The organism is Paenibacillus sp. FSL L8-0333, assembly GCF_037965665.1.
Lineage (GTDB): Bacteria > Bacillota > Bacilli > Paenibacillales > Paenibacillaceae > Paenibacillus_AQ > Paenibacillus_AQ odorifer.
The window spans coordinates 2,859,808-2,883,208 of record NZ_CP150186.1; the positions used below are offsets into that span (position 1 = coordinate 2,859,808).

General features: G+C 43.9%; 21 protein-coding genes. 17 read left to right on the forward strand and 4 right to left on the reverse strand.

Features of this window, described 5'->3' with window-relative positions; all coding sequences use genetic code 11:
- Window positions 1-195 precede the first annotated feature (195 nt).
- Both helD and NYE72_RS12580 read left to right on the forward strand, forming a co-directional pair.
- Complete coding sequence (helD, locus tag NYE72_RS12575) at window positions 196-2,547, forward strand: RNA polymerase recycling motor HelD (protein WP_076179011.1); 2,352 nt, start codon at window positions 196-198, stop codon at window positions 2,545-2,547.
- Window positions 2,548-2,679: 132 nt separating this feature from the next.
- The gene (locus tag NYE72_RS12580) at window positions 2,680-3,993 is read left to right on the forward strand and encodes an MFS transporter (RefSeq protein ID WP_081393389.1); all 1,314 of its coding nucleotides are present in this window, start codon (window positions 2,680-2,682) and stop codon (window positions 3,991-3,993) included.
- Between the two features lie 56 nt (window positions 3,994-4,049).
- Here the strand turns inward: NYE72_RS12580 and fsa are convergent, their stop codons facing one another.
- Window positions 4,050-4,697, reverse strand: a complete 648-nt coding sequence (gene fsa / locus NYE72_RS12585; protein ID WP_036686257.1) for a fructose-6-phosphate aldolase — start codon at window positions 4,695-4,697, stop codon at window positions 4,050-4,052.
- Window positions 4,698-4,928: 231 nt separating this feature from the next.
- Here fsa and NYE72_RS12590 point away from each other — a divergent pair, with 231 nt between their 5' ends.
- A complete protein-coding gene (locus NYE72_RS12590) occupies window positions 4,929-5,384 on the forward strand; it encodes a hypothetical protein (protein WP_038570375.1) in 456 nt (151 codons plus the stop codon).
- Window positions 5,385-5,538: 154 nt separating this feature from the next.
- Here the strand turns inward: NYE72_RS12590 and NYE72_RS12595 are convergent, their stop codons facing one another.
- A complete protein-coding gene (locus tag NYE72_RS12595; protein WP_036686261.1) occupies window positions 5,539-5,736 on the reverse strand; it encodes a hypothetical protein in 198 nt (65 codons plus the stop codon).
- Window positions 5,737-5,817: 81 nt separating this feature from the next.
- Here NYE72_RS12595 and rpiA point away from each other — a divergent pair, with 81 nt between their 5' ends.
- From rpiA to NYE72_RS12620, 5 genes are all read left to right on the forward strand, one after another.
- The gene (gene rpiA / locus NYE72_RS12600) at window positions 5,818-6,498 is read left to right on the forward strand and encodes a ribose-5-phosphate isomerase RpiA (RefSeq protein ID WP_143760539.1); all 681 of its coding nucleotides are present in this window, start codon (window positions 5,818-5,820) and stop codon (window positions 6,496-6,498) included.
- 47 nt (window positions 6,499-6,545) lie between these two features.
- Window positions 6,546-6,971: a VanZ family protein gene (locus NYE72_RS12605; RefSeq protein WP_051491448.1), complete on the forward strand. Its 426-nt coding sequence runs from the start codon at window positions 6,546-6,548 to the stop codon at window positions 6,969-6,971.
- A gap of 3 nt (window positions 6,972-6,974) precedes the next feature.
- On the forward strand, window positions 6,975-7,415 hold the full coding sequence (locus tag NYE72_RS12610) for a GNAT family N-acetyltransferase (protein WP_038570379.1): 441 nt from the start codon (window positions 6,975-6,977) through the stop codon (window positions 7,413-7,415).
- Window positions 7,416-7,587: 172 nt separating this feature from the next.
- Window positions 7,588-8,043 (forward strand): MarR family transcriptional regulator, encoded by a 456-nt coding sequence (locus NYE72_RS12615; protein ID WP_038570382.1) that lies wholly within the window; start codon window positions 7,588-7,590, stop codon window positions 8,041-8,043.
- Window positions 8,040-11,201 carry an MMPL family transporter gene (locus NYE72_RS12620; protein ID WP_038570385.1) on the forward strand — a complete coding sequence of 1,054 codons (3,162 nt, stop codon included), beginning with the start codon at window positions 8,040-8,042 and terminating at the stop codon, window positions 11,199-11,201. Before NYE72_RS12615 ends, NYE72_RS12620 begins: the two co-directional genes overlap by 4 nt.
- A gap of 85 nt (window positions 11,202-11,286) precedes the next feature.
- Here NYE72_RS12620 and NYE72_RS12625 read toward each other — a convergent pair whose 3' ends face one another.
- Complete coding sequence (locus tag NYE72_RS12625; protein WP_038570388.1) at window positions 11,287-11,958, reverse strand: tetratricopeptide repeat protein; 672 nt, start codon at window positions 11,956-11,958, stop codon at window positions 11,287-11,289.
- Window positions 11,959-12,152: 194 nt separating this feature from the next.
- Here NYE72_RS12625 and NYE72_RS12630 point away from each other — a divergent pair, with 194 nt between their 5' ends.
- The 3 genes from NYE72_RS12630 (at window position 12,153) to NYE72_RS12640 (ending at window position 14,728) form a co-directional block, all read left to right on the forward strand.
- Window positions 12,153-13,712, forward strand: a complete 1,560-nt coding sequence (locus NYE72_RS12630; protein ID WP_339211823.1) for a hypothetical protein — start codon at window positions 12,153-12,155, stop codon at window positions 13,710-13,712.
- An 89-nt stretch (window positions 13,713-13,801) separates the two neighbouring features.
- Entirely contained in the window at window positions 13,802-14,395 is a 594-nt protein-coding gene (locus tag NYE72_RS12635) for a TIGR00730 family Rossman fold protein (RefSeq protein ID WP_052096989.1), read from the forward strand.
- 171 nt (window positions 14,396-14,566) lie between these two features.
- Window positions 14,567-14,728: a hypothetical protein gene (locus NYE72_RS12640; RefSeq protein WP_169744764.1), complete on the forward strand. Its 162-nt coding sequence runs from the start codon at window positions 14,567-14,569 to the stop codon at window positions 14,726-14,728.
- 78 nt (window positions 14,729-14,806) lie between these two features.
- Here NYE72_RS12640 and NYE72_RS12645 read toward each other — a convergent pair whose 3' ends face one another.
- A complete protein-coding gene (locus NYE72_RS12645) occupies window positions 14,807-15,019 on the reverse strand; it encodes a hypothetical protein (RefSeq protein ID WP_036686275.1) in 213 nt (70 codons plus the stop codon).
- A 292-nt stretch (window positions 15,020-15,311) separates the two neighbouring features.
- Here NYE72_RS12645 and NYE72_RS12650 point away from each other — a divergent pair, with 292 nt between their 5' ends.
- The 6 genes from NYE72_RS12650 (at window position 15,312) to NYE72_RS12675 (ending at window position 23,392) form a co-directional block, all read left to right on the forward strand.
- Window positions 15,312-16,670 carry an extracellular solute-binding protein gene (locus NYE72_RS12650; RefSeq protein WP_036686277.1) on the forward strand — a complete coding sequence of 453 codons (1,359 nt, stop codon included), beginning with the start codon at window positions 15,312-15,314 and terminating at the stop codon, window positions 16,668-16,670.
- 103 nt (window positions 16,671-16,773) lie between these two features.
- Window positions 16,774-17,727: a sugar ABC transporter permease gene (locus tag NYE72_RS12655; RefSeq protein WP_036686279.1), complete on the forward strand. Its 954-nt coding sequence runs from the start codon at window positions 16,774-16,776 to the stop codon at window positions 17,725-17,727.
- Window positions 17,724-18,587, forward strand: coding sequence for a carbohydrate ABC transporter permease (locus tag NYE72_RS12660; protein ID WP_038570403.1), 864 nt, complete (start codon window positions 17,724-17,726; stop codon window positions 18,585-18,587). Before NYE72_RS12655 ends, NYE72_RS12660 begins: the two co-directional genes overlap by 4 nt.
- Window positions 18,588-18,670: 83 nt before the next feature.
- Window positions 18,671-20,395: a sensor histidine kinase gene (locus NYE72_RS12665; protein ID WP_036686283.1), complete on the forward strand. Its 1,725-nt coding sequence runs from the start codon at window positions 18,671-18,673 to the stop codon at window positions 20,393-20,395.
- A 61-nt stretch (window positions 20,396-20,456) separates the two neighbouring features.
- Window positions 20,457-21,776 carry an extracellular solute-binding protein gene (locus NYE72_RS12670; RefSeq protein WP_339211824.1) on the forward strand — a complete coding sequence of 440 codons (1,320 nt, stop codon included), beginning with the start codon at window positions 20,457-20,459 and terminating at the stop codon, window positions 21,774-21,776.
- A 17-nt stretch (window positions 21,777-21,793) separates the two neighbouring features.
- Complete coding sequence (locus NYE72_RS12675; protein ID WP_036686284.1) at window positions 21,794-23,392, forward strand: response regulator; 1,599 nt, start codon at window positions 21,794-21,796, stop codon at window positions 23,390-23,392.
- The last annotated feature ends 9 nt before the right edge of the window (window positions 23,393-23,401 follow it).

Here is a 23,401-nt window from a genome sequence, read left to right on the forward strand (position 1 = left end):
TAAGCTTTGTAACAGTAAAAAAATCCGGTTCCTTAGGGACCGGATCATCTATTTAAGAGAATACTTGAAATCTCAACTTGTAATTGCTAAAATGAAAAGATATCGAATAAACATGCATTTAAAAACATAAATATGCAAATTTATCATATCACGATTCAAATGGAATGTCAACCTTCCAAAAGGGGATGAAATGTAGTGGATAACAATGAAAGTCAGTGGAAAGAGGAACAGCAACGGGTTGACGGAGTAACCAAACTTCTGTCAGCCCATATTCGCCATTTATCAGAGGAGCTTGGACTTCATCGCAGTGATGTAGTGGATATGCGGAAAGACTTCTGGGAAGAGGTAACCGTAAACTTCAGTAGCCCGGATGATTTGGGAGAAACCTCAACAAGTCTTCGCCAACAGTCCCAAATCCTAAATGAACGGGAACGTCATCATTTGCAATCAAGCAAAGCGCTGAAAAAATATAAAAAGCTGGTTGTCTCTCCTTACTTTGGCCGAATTGATTTCACCGAGGAACCAACTGGCGGGCTGGAAAAGATTTATCTAGGAATTGGATCATTGATGGAGGATGATGGTACCTTTTTGATTTATGACTGGCGCGCGCCTATTTCCAGTCTGTATTATGACGGAGCCCCTGGTCCCGCTGCTTATGAAACACCTGGAGGATTAGTCTCCGGAACAATGAACCTTAAACGCCAGTTTGTTATTGCTGACGGTGTAATTGAAGTTATGTTTGACACTGGGGTTACGATCGGGGATGAGCTGCTGCAGCAGGTGCTAAGTCATAGCGCTGACGATCGGATGAAAAGTATTGTTGCTACAATTCAGAAAGAGCAAAATGCGATAATCCGCAACGACAAAAGCAGGATGCTAGTTGTGCAAGGAGCAGCGGGAAGCGGGAAAACGTCTGCTGCATTGCAGCGGGTAGCTTATCTTCTATATAAATACCGTGAAGTATTATCAGCAGATCAAATGCTGCTGTTCTCACCGAATCCGCTGTTTAACAGCTATGTATCTACAGTGCTCCCGGAGCTAGGCGAAGAAAATATGCAGCAAACAACGTTTCAAATGTATTTGGAACATCGTCTTGGCCATGAATTCCAGCTCGAAGATGTCTTTTGTCAGACCGAAAGTCTACTAAATGCTCCTGATGGTCCTGAGGTGGCTATACGCAGAGAAGGCATTGCCTATAAATCGTCTGTACCTTTCCTAGATGTGATTCGGCGATATGCTACGTTGCTGGAACAGGAGGGCATGCTTTTTAAACCTTTAATGTTTCAAGGGAAAGCAGTGGTCAGTAAAGAAGAAATGGAACGCCAATTCTACGCGTACGATCCTGCCATAAAGCTTGCGAATCGTGTGGATTTGATGATCCGCTGGCTGCTTAAGAAGATCGCAGATTTTACCCATGAGGAAAGAAATGCACAGTGGGTTGAAGATCAGATCGAGCTGCTGGATTCCAGCGATTATCACCGTGCGTATCAGATGTTGCGCCGGAAGAAGAAAGCTTCGCAGGATAGCTTTGACGATTTTGATACCGAAAAAGAAGTGTTATCTCGTTATGTAGTCAGCCAGCGGCTCAAACCACTGCGTGGTTGGACTAAACGGGGTCGATTTGTGGACGTTAAGGGCTTGTACAGCACGTTATTTACAGATCGCGAACTTATGGAGCGCCTCAATGGTGATTATCCTTTACCAGAGGTGTGGGATGATATCTGTGAGCAGACATTGGAATCTATTGGAGTGAACGAGCTTGCTTATGAAGACGCTACGCCATTCCTTTATCTGAAGGAGTTAAGCCAAGGCTTCCGGACCAACACACTGATCCGCCATGTGATTGTAGATGAAGTACAAGACTACTCTCCATTCCAATTAGAGTTCATGCGCCGTTTATTTCCAAGAGCAAAAATGACCGTATTAGGCGACCTGAACCAGGCCATTTATGCACAAGGTGAGGTACTGGGGGATTTGTCTAGTCTCGTAAGTATATATGGTGAAGAAAACACAGAAGTGATCTCGTTAACCCAAAGCTACCGTTCAACTTATGAGATCGTGGAGTTTACGCGGTCAATGATCCCTGGAGGAGAACGAATCGTACCGTTTAATCGGCGGGGAGAAGAACCCCAGCTAAGTGTGGTATCCAGCGAGAAGGAGCTTCTGAATGCTGTAGAACAGGATATCCGGAAGCTGCATTCTGAGGGATATCATTATGTAGCTGTCATCTGCAAAACAGCGGAGGAAAGCGCAAGGGTTCATGCTGAACTGAATCGTAGCCTGCCGGTAAGACTTGTTACAAAGGAAACGCCGAATTTTCAGAAGGGGACACTGGTTCTGCCTGCTTATTTAGCAAAAGGTGTGGAGTTTGATGCGGTCGTCATCTTTGATGGCTCGGCTGAACAATATGGCAGAGAAAGTGAACGCAAATTGTTTTATACGGCTTGCACTCGGGCTATGCACTTACTGCATATTTTTAGCCTGGGTGAACCTAGTCATTTTATTCCGTCCGCTAATGTGGCATCTTTAAGCGCCGGATCGCTGTAACCATAGATCTCTTCATTTTAAGATCGTCCTTTTCGCAGCAGCGGAGGGACGGTTTTTTTGTTTTCATGAATAAAGAAGGGCGAACAAACCACAATAAAGAATGTTGTACACAATGACAAAGGTGGTCAGTTCATGAAGGAAAGAAAATGGGATCTGCTTGCCTTAGCATCAATCCCACTAATAATGACCCTCGGTAACTCCATGCTGCTGCCTATTCTGCCGCAGATCTCCAAAGAACTAGGCATTAGTGCTTTTCAAGTCAGTATGCTGATTACCGTGTATGGATTGATGGCAATTGTAATGATCCCTATTGCAGGTTATCTGTCAGACCGTTTTGGGCGAAAGAAGGTTATTCTTCCTAGTTTAATCATTGCCGCAATTGGTGGTGCCGTCTGCGTGGTAGCTGCTTGGTTTATGAAGGGGGTTAGCGCTTATTGGGTGATCTTAGCGGGGCGTCTGTTGCAAGGAATTGGTGCAGCGGGTGCTTTTCCAATTGTAATACCCTTTGTAGGCGATTTGTTCAAGGAAGAAGAGGATGTGAGCAAAAGTCTGGGAATCATTGAGACCTCCAATACGTTTGGTAAAGTACTCAGTCCAATTCTTGGTGCCTATCTTGGGATATGGCTCTGGTTTGCTCCTTTTATTGCGATTCCCATTCTATGTCTAATTTCATTTTTGTTAGTTTTATTTCTCGTCCGAAAGCCCGAAGCGAAGGATGAACCTGAGAAACAGGAAATCCGAGCGTTTTTAGCTGGAATTGTGAGTGTTTTACGTAAAAAAGGGCGTTGGCTGTATGCTATTTTTGCCATAGGCGGCATTTGTATGTTTGTGACCTTTGGTGTCCAATTCTATTTATCAGAAATGCTGGAAACTAAATATAAAATGCACGGGGCGACGAAGGGGTTTGTGCTGGCGATACCGCTTGCCCTCTTATGTCTGTCCTCCTACGGCACAGGAAAGATCATTGGTCAGAATAAAACGCTAATGAAATGGCTGGGCTTTGGAGGAATGGTGTTACTGACTGCGGCCATGATTTGTGCGGGATTCAACAAAGGCATTTATTTTTTAGTAGGATTTATGGGTTTAGGCTGTGTTGGAATCGGGATTGTACTTCCTTGTATGGACGCTTTAATCACGGAGGGGATTGAGAAGGAGAACAGCGGCACGATAACCGCTCTTTATAGTAGTATGAGGTTTATAGGGGTAGCGTTGGGACCGCCGGTGGTATCGCTGCTGTTAAGCAGTGGGCATTGGGTATTGTTCGCGTTGATGGCTACAGTAGGGGCAATTGGTGGATTGCTGACCTTATTTGCGGTAACTCCGAGTAAGGGGGAAAAGGGAGAACCAGGCGTTAAAGATACAGAGAAGATAATTCCTCCGATCTGGCCGAAACGTGTTCGCCAAACCTCTGCAATGTCTCTGGATGGAAAAAAGGGCTATCCCTAAGCTGCGTTGCCGCAGCTTGTGGGATAGCCCTCTTGATAAAAGAATAAAAGATATTCTTATGCTTGTGGAACGGATTCCCAATCCTTCAAGAAACGTTCAATACCGTTATCTGTCAGCGGGTGCTTCCAGAGGGTTGGCAGAAGTGAGCCTGGGATTGTAGCGATGTGAGCACCAGCAATAGCTGCTTGCTCAACATGTGCAATGTTGCGGATACTTGCTGCAATGATCTCGGATTTCAAGTTGTAGTTAGTCAGGATAGTCTTCAGATCCTTGATCAGCTTCATTCCATCAACACCGATATCATCCAGACGACCTACGAAAGGAGAGATATAAGTTGCGCCTGCTTTAGCAGCCATCAACCCTTGAGCCGCGGAGAATACTAGTGTAACGTTAGTTTTGATGCCTTTTTTAGTAAGCTCATAACAAGCTTCCAAGCCATCTTCAGTCATAGGGAGTTTAATTACAACGTTTGGAGCCCATTCAGCAATTTCGTATGCTTCTTTAAGCATTTCTTCTGCTGTAAGTCCGATTACTTCTGCGCTTACAGGTCCTGGAACGATTGCAACGATTTCTTTGATAACATCCTTGAACAATCTTCCTTCTTTAGCGATCAGCGAAGGGTTAGTCGTTACGCCATCCACTAGTCCCAGGCGAGTAATACGTTTGATTTCTTCAATGTTTCCGGTATCCAAGAAAAACTTCATTTTAAATTTCCTCCCTTGATTTCCATATGGATTGACAAGCAACATTCATATTTACATTATGAGACATGCAAATCAAAGTTTCAACTGTTATTTTGAATATTTCAAAATAACTTTATAGAACCAGTATTACCTGTATGCGCTGAATTTCAGATAATATAAGATTGGCTTAGGCCTCCCTCCATGATAATATATAACCGGAATTGTTATTTTGGAGTGGGGGGTGGGGATGGGATGATGTATGCGATATTGCTTATTTTACTTGTGCTTGTGCTGGCAGCAGCGGGATTCCTTGCCTACCAGAACAGCAAGTTGGTGTCTAATCAGAAGAAACTCGGTACTGCATCAAGTGATCCTTCCCTTATGTATTCTATCTTTGACCAATCTAGTGCAGCTGGTGTTGAAGAACCTGAGGCCATTCCGTTATTTCAATACACTGTATTTGCGCGGTCGAATGGAGCGGTTGTTGGGAACAAGCCTGTAGCTATGATTATTCTGTGCAGAGTTGCTGCGGGTAAAGGTGATTACTTACTGGCCGATGTTGAGCGTAATATGCTTGACAAGATTAGTAGGCCAATGCCTTTGAATGCGTATTCTGAGCATAAAGCCTACTTACACAGGACGGCTAATCACACAGAAAAAGAGATGGTTCTCAATCTAGAGGATGCAGTGAATTTACAATATACATAGAGTAGGTTGAAAGATATTGATTTTTTGCTCTGCGCAAAGCATAATACAAATTTGGATATAAAAAAGAATCAAACAGCCGGAAGCAATCGCGTTTTATGTTAAACACAGCTACCGCGGCACATTGATTGGTAAAATAATGGATGCCAGTCAGCACTTAGGCATGATATCTCCCTACGGGTGCATTAAGCACCCATTCCAGCATCATGATCATATCTTCTACTCTAGTGAGCTGAGTTTGTAGGTTATCTTGCTGTGGACTGTCTTCTGTTAATGAAGCTAATCTTGATTCCAGAGATCTGCGCTGCAGTGTCAATTCGTTGATTTTAGATTGAATTTGGTTTTCGGTTCTCATCCGGAATCCTCCTGAACAATAGGTGATTTCAACATCATCATAGATCATTATAACGGATAACATGGGGGTAATAAAATGAGTATCAATGTTAAACAATTAGCCGCGGAAAAAGCAGTGGAATTTGTAAAAGATGGCATGAAGATCGGCCTTGGCACTGGATCTACTGCCTATTGGGCGATCAACAAGCTTGGTGAGCGCGTCAGTGAAGGTCTAAAGATTACCGCTGTAGCAACCTCCCGTGCTTCCGAAGAACAGGCGCGTGAACTTGGGATTCCAATCGTAGCTTTTGGAGATATTGATAGTCTGGACCTGACCATTGACGGAGCGGACGAGCTGGATAGTAGTCTACAGCTTATTAAAGGCGGCGGCGGCGCGCTGCTTCGGGAGAAGATTGTTGCGAGTAACAGTACTCGTATGATCGTTATCGCCGATGAGAGTAAAGTGGTAAATACACTCGGCAAATTCCCGCTGCCTGTAGAAATTGTTCCTTTTGCATGGGAATGGACTGTGGCTGAACTTGCCAAGCTGGGTTGCAATCCTGAATTGCGTCGTAGTGGAGAAGAGCTGTACAAGACAGATAACGGCAATTACATCGCAGACTGCCGGTTCGAAGCGATTGAGTCCGCACCGAAGCTGGCACTGGCCATCCAAAGTATTCCGGGAGTTGTAGAACACGGCCTATTTATCGAAATTGCAGCTATGGCTATTGTGGGTAAAAAAGATGGAAGCATTGAAATTATAGAAGTTAAACCGGGCAATTGATCGTTCGTAGATCTAGAGAATCTAGCAGTTTACGGAAGCTGAGAGCATTGACACGGATAGGGCTGACTCTGTATAGTGCTACTGTTATCTATTGGATGTTCATCGGTTTTGGGCGTGAGATTCATACAGGTGGCCCGCTTCAGTACAATTTGATCCCATTACGTACGGTGTCACTTTATTTCGACATGAATAACGGGTTATCGCTGATCAGCCGGTTTGTGAATCTGCTTGGAAATGTTGTTGTGTTTATTCCATTTGGTATACTAATTCCACTTGCAAAGACACGGCCAATTTCTTGGATAAGAATCTCTTTATATGCTGTTCCTTGCATCCTGCTTTTGGAGTCTCTGCAAATGCTGCTGCATGTGGGAAGCTTTGATATTGATGATTTATTGTTAAACATGTTAGGGATATGGACAGGTTACGGTATGTTTCGAATCGGGTACAGAAGCAACAGAGAAGGAGGAATGTGAACAATGTTGGTAGATCTTAAATCCCTTATTGGTTCGCCTGAGGTGAACGAGCTGTTGACGTATGCGGTCATTGATGACCCCAACGCTTTGGAGCAGACTTCGTCTGAGTACAACGAACAAGCCGGGCTGAAGTTATATGGCTGGGAAGAAGAAGAACTCCTGCTTGGTCTTGTAGGCTTCGAAGAAACCGAAGACGGTTCTTTGGACATTCGGCATATTGCCGTCTTGCCAGAGAATAGAGGGAAAGGTTATGCACGGGGGATGATTCTGGAGCTGCTCGCTACTCGTCAGCCGCGTTATCTGGTAGCTGAGACTGAGGATGAAATCGCCGCAGATTTTTATCGCAGTCTAGGGTTCATGGTGTACAGCTTAGGAGAGAATGAAGCCGGAATTGAAATGTTAAGATGTGTATACGAAGTTGAAGAGACCGAGGATGAGGACTAAAAAGTCTTTGGAGGTCATAAAATGGCAGGTCGAGAGAAATCTCGGCCTGTTTTTTTGTGCATTTCGCCTTTAAATGCCCGAAAAAAAGCCAATTGACTTTTATAAAAGCAGGTATTATAGTTTGACAATGAAACTGTTCGACAGTTGAACTATATTTTGGAGGTAGGAAGCTTTGGATAACGAAGTGCAACATTGGATCAATCGCTACATGGATGCTTATTTGATTGTGACCAGACAAGTAGCAGCAAGAATTAAAGATAGTATTGCTGCGGAGACAACGAATGATCAGTATCAAATTCTTCGGTTGATTAATGCTCAGGAACAATGTACGTCTACATATCTTGCTGAATCTTTTTGCGTGGGTAAAAGCTCCATTACTGCAATCATTAACAGATTGGTGCAAGCGGGTATAATCGAGCGAACTCGTGACGAGAATGATCGCCGCCAGGTGTATTTGTCGATGTCTGAGCATGGAAAAAAAGTTTTTGAAGCAGCGGAGACGCAGGTACATGAAGTGATTTCCCCGTATTTGTTTCATTTTGAAGAGAAGGATATTGAAATGTTCGTCATGATGTTCGAGAAGCTGGCGAATTTAATTCAGAATGATGATGGAGGGAAGAATCCATGAAGACGATTCTAAAAGCAAGATGGGCGGTTATCGCAATCTGGCTCGCTGTGGCCGTAGTTTTGGTCATGACGGCCCCTTCGTTCTCTGATCTTGTACGTGAGAAGGGGCAGGTTACTGTACCTGATGGCTATTCCTCATCTAGAGCGGCAGAGATCTTAAAGGAAGCGGCGAATGACAAGGGCGGAGAGACACTGCATCAGGTAGCTCTTGTATTCAATAATCCAGAGGGAATCGGAGCCGATGAAACAGCTAGTATCCAGCAGGGCGTTGAGAAGTTGGCTGCGAATAAGGAGACGCTGCGGATCGATTCCATCACCGATCCTTTTTCACAAAGTGAACTTAAGGATACGTTGATTGCCAAGGATGGCAAGACGATAATGGTGGCGTTGTCTATAAAGGGCGGAGGAGAGTCTGTCACCGCACTTCCTGATAAAGTGGATGAATTACTCTCAGATGTTAAGGCGGATCATTATTTAACCAGTGAGGGTCTGATTACTGAGGATATGATTGCTAGCTCGGAAGCCGGGCTTAAGAAATCGGAATATATTACGGTAGTATTTATTTTACTTATCCTGTTCGTGGTGTTCCGTTCGTTCGTGGCACCGTTTGTTCCGCTACTGACCGTAGGACTCAGCTATATTGTTTCTCAGTCTGTTGTGGCTTTTTTAGTAGACCGTTATGATTTTCCATTATCTACGTTTACTCAAATCTTTATGGTTGCGGTCATGTTCGGGATTGGTACGGATTATTGTATCCTGTTGATCAGTCGTTTTAAAGAAGAAATGATGACAGCAGAAGATACCAAAAGTGCTATTATTGCAACCTATCGTAAGGCTGGTGGGACGGTGTTCTATTCCGGACTTGCGGTATTCGTAGGTTTTGTAGCGATTGGATTATCCAAATTCATTCTGTATCGCTCGGCGGTAGCCGTTGCCGTGGGGATTGCGGTTATGCTGCTGGCGCTTGTAACCATTGTTCCATTCTTTATGGCGGTACTTGGCAAAAAGCTCTTCTGGCCTTCACGCGGCAAGCTGGAGCACAGTGAGAGCCGTATTTGGGGAGCAGCAGGTTCTTTTTCCTTAAAAAGACCATGGGCCGCGCTGCTAATTGTTGCAGTAATCGTAGCTCCGTTCCTTGTTACCTATAGCGGAAAGCTGTCCTTCAACAGCTTGGAGGAAATTGGCTCAGAATATGCCTCGGTAAAAGGATTTAACATCATTTCGGATAGTTTCGGGCCGGGTGAATCCATGCCTGGCAAGATCGTAATCAAAAATGATGACCGGATGGATACTTCAGAATATCTTGGACTTGCAGAAAAAATCAGCCGCGAGCTGGAAAAAGTGGACAGCGTAAAATCGGTGCGCAGCATGTCTCGTCCAACGGGAGAGCTGATCAGTGATTTTTTAATCCCGAATCAGGTGGGGACTTTATCTGACGGTCTGGATCAGACCAGTGAGGGACTGACCAAGATTCAAACGGGATTGTCTGAAGCAAGTAAACAGCTGAGTGAAAATGCACCTAAGCTTACAGAGGCTGCTCAAGGCAGCGCTAAGCTGACGGAAGGCACAGCAGAGCTGAAAGATGGTATCGTCGCGTTAGGTGATGGGCTGGCACGTATTGAGAACGGAATAAAAACCGGCTCAGCAGGTGCAGGAGAGATCAAAGCAGGACTTCAACAGGCAGCTGCTAGTGCTAAGCAGCTTGCGGATGCCAATACGAAGCTGCTGGAGGGCTATAAAAAAATCGGCAGCGGTTTAACTGCGTTGGATCAAGGGCTTGGGCAGCTTCCGCAGCAGCTGCAAGGTGTGGCAGAAGCATTGAAGGGACTGGATGGTTCTTTTACGGGTCTTGAGAGCAGTTATCCGGAAATTCTGCAGGATGTTAATTACCTGACGATTAAAGGCACCGTAACGCAGAGTGGTACTGGGGCAGCGCAGCTGGCGGCGGGTCTCGGGCAGATCTCAGAGCAGCTTAAAGGAGCAGCAGCAGGCTTAAACGAGGCGAATGCTGGTTATGCCAAAGCTTCGGCAGGGCAAAGCGCACTCGCACAAGGTTTAGCTAAGCTCGTTGCGGGCATCGGTCAGCTGCAATCTGGGCTGGAGCAGGCCGCAACAGGCCAAGGACAGATTGTAGATAAAATTCCATCCATTACTAGTGGCCTAGATCAATTGCAAGGTGGACAGCAGCAGCTTGCGGATGGTTTTGGTCAATTAACAGGGCAGATAGGAGCCTTAACTACTGGATTAAGCGACAGTGCAAACGGCTTGAAACAAATTACCAGTGGGCTGGTTTCCGCACAAGATTATTTGAATCAGATTCAAGCGGCTAAGGATGATGAGCTGAGTGGATTCTTTGTACCGGCTGAGGCTCTTGAAGCTGAAGGTATAGAGCAGGTATTCGATACCTACTTGTCTGATGACCGTAAGGTGATGACGCTGGATGTGGTATTCACTGAGAATCCATATAGTTCAGAAGCTATCGACAGTGTTGATGATATTCAAGCAGCAGTAGATCGTGCAGTGAAAGGAACGAAGCTGGAAAATGCGGAGTCTGCAATCAGCGGGGTTACAAGCAGTCAGAACGATTTGCGTAATATTTCCAACGAAGACTACACACGTACAGTAATCTTAATGCTGGGTGGGATCTTCATCATCTTGGTGTTGCTGCTTCGTTCAATCGTAATGCCGATTTACCTTATTATTTCTCTTTTGATTACTTATTTTTCGGCATTGGGTGTTACAGAGGCTATATTCGTTCACCTTCTGCACTTTGAAGGGATTACCTGGACAACGCCATTCTTCAGCTTTGTTATGCTGATTGCGCTTGGTGTAGATTATAGTATTTTCTTAATGGCCCGCTTTAACGAATATAAAACATGGGATGTTCGAGAAGCGATCCTGCATGCCATGCGCAATATGGGAACAGTCATTCTTTCAGCGGTAGTTATTTTGGGCGGCACCTTCGCATCGATGTATCCTTCAGGCGTATTGTCGATGATGCAGATTGCAACAGTGGTGCTCGTAGGGTTGGCCTTGTATGCGCTAATCTTCTTGCCATTTTTTGTCCCTGTTATGGTACGGATCTTCGGCCGTGGGAACTGGTGGCCATTTGCGGTCAAACAAAGTGAAGAACCCACTAAACAAGATGTAAACATGTAATCACTCTACACAGCAAAAAACCTCTAGTGTTCGCCTAAATAAATAGGCGGCTAGAGGTTTTTTGGTTGAAATATAAGTGCAAAGGTTATTTCATCTTGGCAAAAAAGCTACGTAACGCCCAGCCGCGTTCTTGCCGTTTTTTATATTTGGGTAGCGAACGGTAGATGGCGGTGGATTCGTCGAAAGCACGTTTAGCATCCTCGGTTCTGCCCAATGCTTTGTACATGGAGCCGGCTAAATAATAGGCTTCACTAGAGGAAGACTGAATCTCTTGAAATTGAGTAACGTAATGCAACGCTTTATCGTGATCTGTATGGCGAAAGGTTTCCGCTAACCGAAGATATGGCTGACCATATTGGGCCTTTCGGTTGATTTCTAGACCACGAAGCATCTGATCTTCGCCTTCTTCAAAAGCGCCCAGCTTAAGATTCACATGACCCAGCTCTACCCAATATTCGGCAGACTGTTCGTAACGGTCTTCGATCTGTAGCAGAATATCTTTGGCTTCCTTATACTTTTTACGTTCTGACAGATTCCGGGCTAAATCAAATTTAGCAGAAACATCATTTGGATTCAAAGATACCGTTGTGCGCAGCTTGGAGATTTGCCGCACTCGTTTGAAGGGCTTTGTAATACTAGGGAAGATCCCCACGTATCGCCGATCTAAGAAATACAAGATAACAAGCAGGATGAATAAAGCCAGAAAAGGGTTGCCCACTAATCTGAAAAGCATCATAATACCTATAAATTTAAGCATGATTTCCCTCCATGATCATTTGGTTCCGGTATTGCGGTTGAATAAGAGCAGATCTAAGGCAGCGTAATTATATCATAATTCAAACCAATCTGAATCCCGGGATTTAAGATAAAGTACAACTTTTGTCAGCTTTATAGCGTCTTAGTGTAATAGAAATAATAATTACAATAATATCATAAGAAGGGAAAATCAAGATGCACTTATTTGCAAGGAAGCTAAGGCTGCTTAGTTTGTTGGTTTGTTCAACTCTGGTGACTGCATTGTCTGTCCCTCAAGTTATAAGTGCAGCTCCATCACCTGCGAAGTTGAGTGGGATTAAGGAGATTGTTGCTTCGCCAGGTTTCTGGGGTGGAAGCTCCTTCGCAGTGAGAACTGATGGAACTGTTTGGTCATGGGGGAGTAATGTTTTTGGTCAATTTGCTAATGGTGCCGCCGGGCCTGAGGGTTGGACGATTACTCCCCATAAAATAGCTGGGCTTGAACATACGAAACAGCTGGCGATCGGCGAAGCGTACTATGTAGCGCTGAACGAAGACGGCACGGTTAAGGCTTGGGGAGATTATCGGGATAAGAGTGTTGCAGAAGCTGGCAATGGGGCAAGTGCTAAACAACACAAGGTTCTGCTTCCTCAAGGGATCTCTGGAATGACAGATGTGGTTAGTATAACGTCAGGATTGCATAGTGCATTAGCTTTGAGAAACGATGGAAGCCTTCTCCAGTGGAATCCTCCAGAAGCTTCAGATGTGGGCTATACAGAGCTGCCTGCTGCCACTAAGGTACAGGGTTTAAGCGAAGTGAAGTGGATCGGAAGCAGTATTTATCATGCCGCCATTCGAACTAACGGTACCCTGTGGATTTGGAGTGCTATCCCGCAAACAGAGAACACGAACGTGATGAAGAAACCGACCCCAGTTAAGGATTTATACCATGTGAAGTCTGTTTCCATGAGCGATCGCAGTATACTGGCTTTAACCGAGAGCGGGAGCATCTGGGGAACAATTGACAGCAATAATTATAACGAAGTCACGATGAGCAAGATGCCAGGTCTTACGGATATTGTATCTGTCCAGACGAAAAACGGGTTCAACCTTGTTGCCAATAAAAAAGGAGAATACTGGGTATGGAAAGCTGGTACCTCACTACAAGGTCTGCAAAAGATTACAGCCGTAAAATCGATCTCGAAACTTACGCTGGATTTAGGCAACTTTGTAGCTGTTAAAAAAGATGGCACCGTGTGGACTTGGAGTACCCAACCTACAACCGACAACCGTTTGGTTTTTACGCAGCCTAAGTTAATAAAAGGACTAAGTGATCCTGTTTCTTTTGCCAAGGGTGAGAATAGTAAGTATGCAGTCCTGAAGGATGGTACAGCTGTGGCTTGGGGAACGAATATGTTTGGTCAACTCGGAATTAGTGCTGTTGATTCACGTCCTTTTGCTATATCTCCTATTTTAAAGCCTGTTACTGTAATTGTAGATGGTCAAAAAATTGACTCCGTACAGTCCGCTATTTTTAAGGATGGTAGTGTAAAAGTACCGATTAGGGATGTAACAGAAAGTCTGGGATTTACCCTCTCTTTGGAGGGGGAACTGACGTTGACGAAAGCTGGAAAGAAAATTTCATTACCGTCAGCAGAATCCATTAAAGTAAGCTATACTTCGCTAGTTCCAGCAGCAGCTTTGGCTAAAGCTCTAGGTCTTTCTGCGGATTGGAATAGTACGCTGTACCAATTAACATTACAGACAAAAAGATGATTTTCATTTAACACTTATATTAATATTCTGAGGTACAATAAGTGAATTAATCTCAATTGCACCATAATAACCAGTCTGGAGTGATAGGAATGGCTTTTACAATATGTGTGTTTGCCGGATCGAATCCAGGTCTTAACTCTGAATATACGGAAATGGCTAGGGAATTAGGTTATCATATAGCGGCACAAGGCTGTAGGTTGGTCTATGGAGGTTCGCGGAATGGCCTTATGGGACAGGTTGCGGACGGGGTACTTGCGAATGGCGGCGAAGCTGTAGGAATTATGCCAGTGGATCTTTTTCAAGATGAAATCAGACACTCCGGATTGACGAATTTGATTGAGGTCTCCAGTATGCATGAACGTAAGGCGGTAATGAGCGGTATGGCGGATGCTTTTATTGCTTTGCCGGGAGGTCTTGGAACCTTTGATGAGCTGTTTGAAATTCTGTGCTGGATGCAGATTGGTATTCATCAGAAGCCTATAGGGCTGCTGAATGTTCGAGGTTATTTTAATCCACTGCAAGCCTTGATTTCACATAGTGTGGCTGAAGGTTTTGCACCAAAAACTGCACTCCAAATGCTGCATACGAACTCAGATCCCGAATATTTGCTTGAACTGATGCGCGGTCGGATTGATCATAGTAATGAAACGAATGGGAAAGCAAGGTTCCCGTCACAACGCTAAAACAATAAGGAATATGAACAACCTCCAGCTGTTTTATATGGCTTGGAGGTTTTTTTTGACATTAGGGGGAGATAAAACTGTTTAAATTTTGGCGAAGCTGGGTAAATAAGCCGTAAGTAATTAAGCAGAAATGCAAAATTCAGGAACATCACGGAAGGAGGTTGAAATCCAATGAATGTGATCGTACATAATCTTATGGCTTACAATCATCAGTTTTTTAGACCTCAACCCGTGGTCAATCCCAAGCAAGGGAAAGCAGACAAGAAGAGAATGAGTTTCCAGGAAGTTCTGAATGAGAAAATGAAAGTGTACAGCACCTACAACAAAAATTAAGTATGAAAGCTATAACCTATGTTTGTTAAAGAAAGCCGGAACGCGATGATCTTAGAGATCATTGCATTCCGGCTTTCTTTAGGGTCTGACCTCAAAAAATTCGCAGCTCTTGCGAGAGTAGTAAGTCAGATCACTAACTCTAGATTGAATAACAACATCAAAATCAGTGAAGCGGACAACGGTAGCTCCTGAATTTACTAAATGATCGTCCTGAAATACACGAACAGGTAATTTGCGGTCAACGGCTTCTTGGAAATCGCTGTCGGTTAGCAGCGGGCGATTAATTGGCATGGGGAATAACTCCTTTGATCATGTAATGAAGTAAGAAATAAAAATAGTATACCTGCGGAAGCACAAGAAATCCAATTTAAGATGAAGTACATGTATCCTGTGAGGAACATAATTGGACAAAATTCTATACTCCCTCCTTAGCAGGTATAGGCCTGTACGAAATATTTGTTTGAGCTTTTCCGCGTTTCGTAATTATTTCCACCATAAATCGGAAGTTTACCTCCTCAAAAAAAGAATTTAAACCCTGTACACTAATTCTTGTAAGAGAAACCTTTGAAAGGGGTACAGGGGAATGAATAAAGTAAAACACTTGGCGCTATCGTTAGTCGCTATCATGCTCGTAGGTTCACTGGCAGCATGCGGAGGCAACAACGCCGAGAACAACAACACATCGAACAAAAATACAGGTAACAACGCAGCAAGCACTAGTGAACCTACTAAAGATGAGGGAACAGAACCGGCTGAGAAAATCGAACTTTCTTTCTGGACGCTGGGCAACGTGAACTACGAGGATTTAGCGAAGGAGTACACTAAGGAACATCCAAACATTACGATCAAAGTGCAAAATACCGGTGACCAAACCGCTCACCATAATAATTTGACCACTGCTTTGTCGGCAGGATCGGGTGCACCTGATATTTTCCAACTTGAAATCGGTTTCATGGAACGTTTCATCAACGCTCAGGACAAGTTCTATAACCTGAATGATCTGGGTGCCAAAGATATTCAAGCCAACTATCTGGATTGGAAATGGAAACAAGCATCTTCCGTAGATGGCAGCTTCCAGCTGGGTCTTCCAACAGATATCGGCCCAACGGTCGTATATTACCGCACAGATTTGGCTGAAGAAGCTGGGCTGCCAAGTGATTCCGAAGGATTCGGCGCTGCTATTGATACTTGGGATAAGTTCGCAGCTGTTGCCAAAGCTTTCAAAGAAAAAACAGGCAAACCATTTGTAGACCTTACGGATCTTACCTTTAATGCTTTGCGTGACCAATCTGCTGATGAAATCTATTTCAGCAAAGCTGATGGCAGCTTTATTGGAGATACCAATCCGCAAGTCAAAAAAGCTTATGATTTCACGGTTAAAGGTATTCAAGAAGGCTGGATCAGCAATGTTATGCTCTGGTCTCCTGAATGGGGTCAAGGCATGAACGACGGTTCATTTGCAGTAGTTATGGGACCAGCTTGGATGGCAGGAAATGTTAAGAGTAATGCTCCAGACTCCTCTGGGAAATGGAAAATTGCTCAGCTCCCTGAAGGTGCTGGTAACTGGGGTGGTTCGTTCCTGACGCTGCCAAAAGAAGGCAAACACTCGAAAGAAGCTTATGACTTTATCGCATGGATGGATAACAAGGAAAACCAACTGGAATCTTTCAAAACCAAAGGACTTATGCCTTCTATTCCTGCACTGTATGAAGATCCTGCATTCGTAGATTTCAAAGATGATTTCTTCGGTGGACAACAAACCGCTGTAGAATTCGGTAAAGCAGCAAACCGGGTAAAACCTGTATACTACGGTCCGCTTCATGACCAAACCGATACTTTCTTCAAAAACGCCTTGAAAAATGTGTTGGAGAAAAAAGCAGATCCGACCAAAGAATGGAACGAAGCAGTAAAACAAGCGAAAACATTGGCTGAACGCAGCTAAGATTTCAAGCTTATGAAATTTAATTTCTAGAAGGTCCGGATTCATAGAGTGAAACATTCTCTGTGAATTCGGATTTACACGTTAGATTACCTGGAGGTGTGACATGGCACAACCTGTTATTTCAAGTCCGCATGCCGAGAGCAAGCGCCGCTTTTTAACTGAACAAAGAAGGAGCCGCATCACTGCGTACACATTTATTTCGCCCTTTTTTATTCTGTTCTCGATATTTGGACTATATCCGATCTTTTTCACGATCTATCTCTCGTTCTTTAAATGGGATGCCCTGAATCCTATGAAATTTGTAGGGTGGAAAAACTATGATCTGGTCACAAGTGATCCGACTTTCTGGATTTCTTTTAGCAACACTTTAATTATGGGGCTTATGGGTACTGTTCCACAGATATTACTAGCTCTATTGATTGCTGTTTTGCTGAATTCAGCGATGACTCGCTTTAAGAAGACGTTCCGGGTTTTATTTTTTATGCCTAATATTACGTCTATCGTTGCGGTTACGCTCGTGTTCAGTACACTGTTTGGCAACAACGGAATGATCAACTGGATTCTAAACGGCTTGGGATTAGATAGTATGGCCTTCAACTCTGGTTGGTGGGGCGTTAAAATCGCGATTTCTACGATGGTAATGTGGCGCTGGACGGGGTATAATGCCATTATTTTTCTATCAGGATTGCAAAGCATCCCTACGGATCTATATGAAGCGGCTCGTATTGATGGTGCGAACAGAAGACAACAGCTAACCTTTATAACGTTACCGCTATTGAAGCCATTCATTGTATTTGTTACCTTGCTTTCTACTATAGGTGCCTTGCAGCTGTTCACTGAGCCTTATGTATTTTTGGGCCAAGCGGGAACTGGATCTACACGTCAGGAAGGAATCACTATGGTTACTTATTTGTATAGCGAAGCATTCCGTAACGGATTTTTTGGTACGGCAGCAGCTACGGCAGTCTTGCTGTTCCTGGTCACGATTATTTTCTCTGTCCTCAATATGCTGGTCTCAAATCGCATGGGTGGAGATACGGGAGGGGGTAAAGCGTGAGTACGCTGCGTGTATTTAAAAAAGATCCGGATGATCTAGGGATCATCGGCAAGTTAGGATTTTATCTATTGCTGATTGTTGGTGCGCTCGTGTCCATCTTTCCTTTTTACTGGATGTTTGTAGTTGGCACTAATGACAGAGGCGCAGTATTCCATGTGCCACCTTTACTTACGGTTGGAGACCAGTTTTTTGAGAATTTCCAGCGGGTACTGGACAAAACAGACTTCTTTCAAGCCTTGGGCAACTCTTTATTTGTCTCATCTATGGTTACAATATCGGTCGTGTTTTTCTGTACACTGGCAGGTTATGCCTTTGCCAAATATGAATTTCCGTTTAAAAATTTTCTGTTCTACTTTGTAATTGCTACATTATTTGTGCCTCAGCAGCTTGGTGTATTACCTACTTACGTAATTATGGCCAAGCTCCACTGGATTGACTCTTTCAAGGCACTTATTGTCCCAGCGATGGTTAATGCCTTCGGGATCTTCTGGATGCGGCAGTATATCACTACAGCTGTACATACGGAATTGATTGAAGCAGGTCGGATCGATGGCGGCGGACATTTCCGGATCTTCTGGAACATCGCTATCCCGGTCATTACTCCAGCTATGGCAACACTAGGTATACTGAATTTTATGACCGTTTGGAATGACTTCTTCTGGCCTTTAGTGGTACTGAAGAATCAAGAGCATTTCACAATTCAAATTGCGCTCCAGCAGCTGTTCTCCAATCGCGATGGTCTAGACTACGGAATGATCATGTCAGCAACATTTACGGCAACCTTGCCACTGCTGATTGTATTCCTGTTATTTAGCCGCTGGGTGATTGCTGGACTTACTTCTGGAGCTATTAAGAGCTGATCTTACTTTTTGATCTTTACAGGGAATAGGCGGTTTTGTGAAGAATACTAGAGGACAGAGACAGCAGGGGGAAGGGGAATATCATGAAACTCCGCCGTAAAATCTTGTTCGCTATTATTCTTCTCGTCTTTATTCCGGTTATTCTGATGGGGATCGTCACTTACGTTAATTTTTCTAATGCAATGGAGAAAAAATCAAGCAACTTCTACTGGATTTCACTGCTTGAAACGGATCGAAAGCTTAAATTCGCGCTTAGTGAAATCACCTCGATCACGAATTCAAAAATTACGCAGCCGGTTGTTCAGCAATCACTGAAGCAGAAGAACTTTGTAATCACTTATGATCGAAAGCAGGAGCTTAGCAGTTATCTTATTGATCATCCGATGATTACTTCATTTAGTTTTTATAGTAAAGATCGTTTAATTTATCAATACAATGCATCGATGTCCTTTGAGGACTTGAAAAGACAAAGCTGGTTTGACGCGATGGAAGGCGCCGAAGGGCGGCCCGTGTGGTCAGGACCGGGAGAAAATGGCTCGGAGATCTCCGGCAATCCGGTACTTGTACAAGCAAGAGTAATCAAAGATTCATATTCTCTCGAAGATATCGGATATCTGGTTGTTAATGTAAAACCTGATTTATTGGATCAGATTTTCTGGGAAGCAGCAACCCTCAAGAAGGGGGATATTTTGCTGGTCAACAAGCTAGGGAATATTGTTTTTAATAAATCCGGTGAACATATTGGACAACGCACAGATTTCCCCTTTTTACAAAATGATTATGCTAAAGAACATGACTATTACATCGACAACTATCAGGGGGAAAAATCACTTATAACCTTCCTACCTTCTCATAATGCAGCCTGGTATTTAGTAGCCATTACACCTATGAATCTAATCTCGTCAGAATCTGTATCCATCCGAAATATTGCGATTATTTTAAGTACTGTTTCGCTGTTGTCCGCCATTTTGTTCGACCGCTATTTCGTACGGAGGCTCGTTCATAGTATTAATAGTGCGGTTAACGGGATGAAGCGGGTGAAGCAGGGGATATTTACACCGATCACTACACCCTATCGTGCTGATGATGAAAGTGATTTGCTGATTGATGGCTTTAATCGGATGAGCACGCAGATCAATGAGCTGCTTGTGCAGGTGGAGACTGAGCAGGGACGTAAGAAGGAAGCAGAAATGCAAGCGCTAATGGCGCAGATTAACCCTCATTTTATTTATAATTCACTTGAATCGATTAATTCGATGGCAGTGTTGCAAGGCAATAAAGATATTAGCAAAATGGTCATCTCACTCGGCAAGCTGCTGCGAATCAGCATCAGTCAGAATCAGGAGCTGATTCCGCTGCATATGGAGTTCGAGCATGTCCGTCATTATTTGGATATCCAGAAGTTTCGTTTTGAAGATAAATTCTCGTATATCATAGATCTTTCGGATGGTCTTAAGACGTTCATGACACAAAAGCTGATCGTTCAGCCGATTGTAGAGAATGCGCTGTATCATGCGATTGAGCAGATGGAGGACCCAGGGATCATTGAGATTACGGCCTATGAAATGGGCACGGATATGATCATTATCGTAAAAGATAACGGCCCCGGCTTTGACCTTGCCAAGATGATGAGTCTTTGGGATAACGAGGGAAGTGCTCAGAAGAAGTACAGTGATAGCGGCGTGGGGCTTAAAAATGTGCATGAACGCTTGAATATTCGATTCGGCAGTCCATACGGCATACTAGTGTGTTCTTCCCCCGGCTTTGGTTCAACCATCCGAATCCGAATACCAAAAATACTGCCGTAATCGACCGTGCGGAAAGAAGGGGGAGATTGTTATCAAAAAATGGTTATTGAAATGGGGCTGGATGTGGTTATATCTAGTGCTGATTTCGGGTGCGGTTTTATTTATAACTTTAGGAAAGCAAGAACCCATTGAAGATGATTCACCAGAGAAAATCACATTAACTTTCCGTCATTTCTGGATTAAAGAGCATGATCGGCCACTGTTGACTATTTATGAAGATATCGTGGGCAAATACCAGTTAGAGCATCCAAATGTGAAAGTTAACTTTGAAGGTTTAGACCAGACGTTGCACCGTGATCAAAAGCTGAAGAACGAGATGGTTACTGGCACCCCGCCAGATATGTTTGTTTTGTTCGGTGGAGCGGAGATTGAGCCCTATGTACGCTCTAAGCGTCTGATTGATCTGACGGATTTCGTCCGGGAGAATGCGCTAACCAATCAATTCAAGGATCTGGATCTCTGGACCTTTGACAACCATATTTATGGCTTGCCTATTGAAGGGAATGCCGAACCTTTATATTTTAATAAAACCATATTCGAAAAGCTGGGTTTGAAGCCGCCAGAAACGCTGCAAGAGCTTGATGCTGCCATACTAAAGCTGAAGTCGGCAGGATATATTCCATTTGCACTTGGCAACGAGGATCGTTGGCCCGCAGGGATTTTTGCACATTATTTAATGGATCGTTATGCCGGCGCCGACTTAATCGAGAAGCTAATTACGGGTGAAGATCAAGCCAGCTTTCAGAATGAGGTCTATTTAAAGGCTTTTCAGCACTTGGAGCAATGGATCAAAGAAGGTGCCTTCAGCACGAAATCGAATGCGTTATCCACAGAAAATGCGGTGGGACTATTTACGAGCGGCAAGGCTGCGATGTATCTAAACGGAAACTGGGATATCAATTTATTTGCAGGAACAGCAGCTCCTTCGGATTTTCAAAATGAGGTAGGTGTTATTCCGTTTCCCACATTGAAGAAGGGGGAACAACCTTCGATAGCCGGCGGTTATACATTTGGCATCGGCCTTTCCTCCGAACTAAGCGGAGCGAAGCGGGAGGCTGCACTCGATCTCATGAAAGCTTTTTACACCCAGGAGGTTCAGACACGGATTGTATATGAAGGGTTGAGAATTCCGTCCATGCGCATCGCCTTTGATCCTGAGAAGACAGGACCCGTATTCGCGCAAGTCATGAATATGATGGAAGTTAACCGCAAGAGCTTTGTCCCTTATGATAATGTATTGTCACCAGAAGTGAAAAAAACGTTCCTGAGTGTTATAGAACAGATGATTAACGGAGAAATGTCTGCTGAGCAAGCGTTAAAGCAAGTGCAGGCATCCTCCATTCAATATTGGAATTTGATCCAAAGCTCAAGTGTACAATGATCCTGGAGGTGCAGGGAATGGATGAGTTACAAGAGAAATATAAAGTAATAATCGTGGATGATGAGCCGATTATTCTTCGTAGCTTAAAAGCAGCCATTCCATGGAATGATCTTCAGATGGAGATTGTGGGAGAGGCACGAAATGGAGAATTAGCTCTTCGCTTAATAGAAGACACTTCACCACATATCGTGATTAGTGATATTCGCATGCCCGTAATTGACGGGATTACGTTGATGAAGGAAGTATTGTCTAAAAATCCGAAGCTGGTGTTTATTTTTATAAGCGGGTACGGAGAGTTCGAATATGCAAGAGAAGCATTACGTCAAGGCGCTTTTGATTATTTATTGAAGCCGATCGATCATGATGAACTGGTTGAAATGTTAAACCGCGCGAGAACCAAGCTGGATGAACAGAAGCAAAATGATCAGCTGATTCATTCTGTGCAGATGCTGTCACTGCTTGCACGTGAACGTCTGTTTGCAGAAATCACTTTGGGAAATGCAAGGCCGCTTGAGCATCTGAAATGGCTGGAGAACAGTGAACTGGAGAGCGGATATTTCATGGCTGTTGTCCAGTTAGATGATTACTCCACACTGAGCAATCAATGGAGTGTAGAAGAAAAACGGCTATGGCTGTTTGCAATCCGCAATATTGTGGAAGAATGGTCACTGGAACATGGAGTGCTGACGGTTTTCCCGTTTCATAATGGAGAGTGGATACTACTGTTCCCTGGATCTTTAAGCGCCAGCAGGAGAGAACTTGGTGAACATTTGATAGCGGGGATCAAGAGATACTCCAAGCAGTCTTGTTCCGTAGGCATCAGCCGCACCACACAAGGCATTGATCAATTAAGTACGGTTTACCCTCTGGCTGCGAAGGCCTTATATCAACGGTTCTATTCGGGTCTTGCCGGGGTCTTTATTGATGAAGAGATATCGTTCCCTAGCAGTAAAGAGGTGAAATACCCCAAAGAGCTGGAAACCGCGCTGATTGAAAGTATACGTACCTTAAATAGAGACCGGATGTGGTCTTTATTTGATGAGCTTGCTTTATTTATTGAGTCACAAGCTGTTCCTAAGGATATGGCTGAACGTCTTCTTGTTGAAATGATCGTTGTGTTGTATAGAAATTATGAGTATTTGAATATAAATTCAGATTGGTCTTTACATGGATTGCTTAGCAAGATGCACAATCTTGGCACTTTAAATGAAGTGATCTCTGCTCTGAAAGAAGAGTTTGGTGTGCGATTGGAGCAAGGGAACAAGCCTGTGAATCGCGAGGATACGCGTAGCGCCATCGAGAAAGCGAAACGTTATATTGAGAGTAATTACCATAAAGATTTGAGTATTGAGGAAGTAGCGGAGCTGGCTGATCTCAGTATCAGTCATTTCTGTACTTTATATAAACAAATAACGGGCTATACCTTTTTGGAGTATGTTACACACTGCCGGATGGAGAGGGCGAAGTATATTTTGCAGAGCAGCAACGTAAAAGTGTATCAGATAGCTCCTCTCGTCGGTTATCAGGACCCGCGTTATTTTACACAGGTTTTTAAAAAGGCTAGTGGTCAAACACCAACAGAATACCGAGAAGAGCATACTAAGCAGATCCATTAACAAGGAGGT

Coding starts and splice junctions, on each gene's coding strand:
- NYE72_RS12580 (WP_081393389.1), top strand. CDS start 2,680: ATGAAGGAAAGAAAATGGGATCTGCTTGCCTTAGCATCAATCCCACTA.
- fsa (WP_036686257.1), bottom strand. CDS start 4,697: ATGAAGTTTTTCTTGGATACCGGAAACATTGAAGAAATCAAACGTATT.
- NYE72_RS12590 (WP_038570375.1), top strand. CDS start 4,929: ATGATGTATGCGATATTGCTTATTTTACTTGTGCTTGTGCTGGCAGCA.
- NYE72_RS12595 (WP_036686261.1), bottom strand. CDS start 5,736: ATGAGAACCGAAAACCAAATTCAATCTAAAATCAACGAATTGACACTG.
- NYE72_RS12610 (WP_038570379.1), top strand. CDS start 6,975: ATGTTGGTAGATCTTAAATCCCTTATTGGTTCGCCTGAGGTGAACGAG.
- NYE72_RS12620 (WP_038570385.1), top strand. CDS start 8,040: ATGAAGACGATTCTAAAAGCAAGATGGGCGGTTATCGCAATCTGGCTC.
- NYE72_RS12625 (WP_038570388.1), bottom strand. CDS start 11,958: ATGCTTAAATTTATAGGTATTATGATGCTTTTCAGATTAGTGGGCAAC.
- NYE72_RS12630 (WP_339211823.1), top strand. CDS start 12,153: ATGCACTTATTTGCAAGGAAGCTAAGGCTGCTTAGTTTGTTGGTTTGT.
- NYE72_RS12635 (WP_052096989.1), top strand. CDS start 13,802: ATGGCTTTTACAATATGTGTGTTTGCCGGATCGAATCCAGGTCTTAAC.
- NYE72_RS12640 (WP_169744764.1), top strand. CDS start 14,567: ATGAATGTGATCGTACATAATCTTATGGCTTACAATCATCAGTTTTTT.
- NYE72_RS12645 (WP_036686275.1), bottom strand. CDS start 15,019: ATGCCAATTAATCGCCCGCTGCTAACCGACAGCGATTTCCAAGAAGCC.
- NYE72_RS12650 (WP_036686277.1), top strand. CDS start 15,312: ATGAATAAAGTAAAACACTTGGCGCTATCGTTAGTCGCTATCATGCTC.
- NYE72_RS12655 (WP_036686279.1), top strand. CDS start 16,774: ATGGCACAACCTGTTATTTCAAGTCCGCATGCCGAGAGCAAGCGCCGC.
- NYE72_RS12665 (WP_036686283.1), top strand. CDS start 18,671: ATGAAACTCCGCCGTAAAATCTTGTTCGCTATTATTCTTCTCGTCTTT.
- NYE72_RS12670 (WP_339211824.1), top strand. CDS start 20,457: ATGTGGTTATATCTAGTGCTGATTTCGGGTGCGGTTTTATTTATAACT.
- NYE72_RS12675 (WP_036686284.1), top strand. CDS start 21,794: ATGGATGAGTTACAAGAGAAATATAAAGTAATAATCGTGGATGATGAG.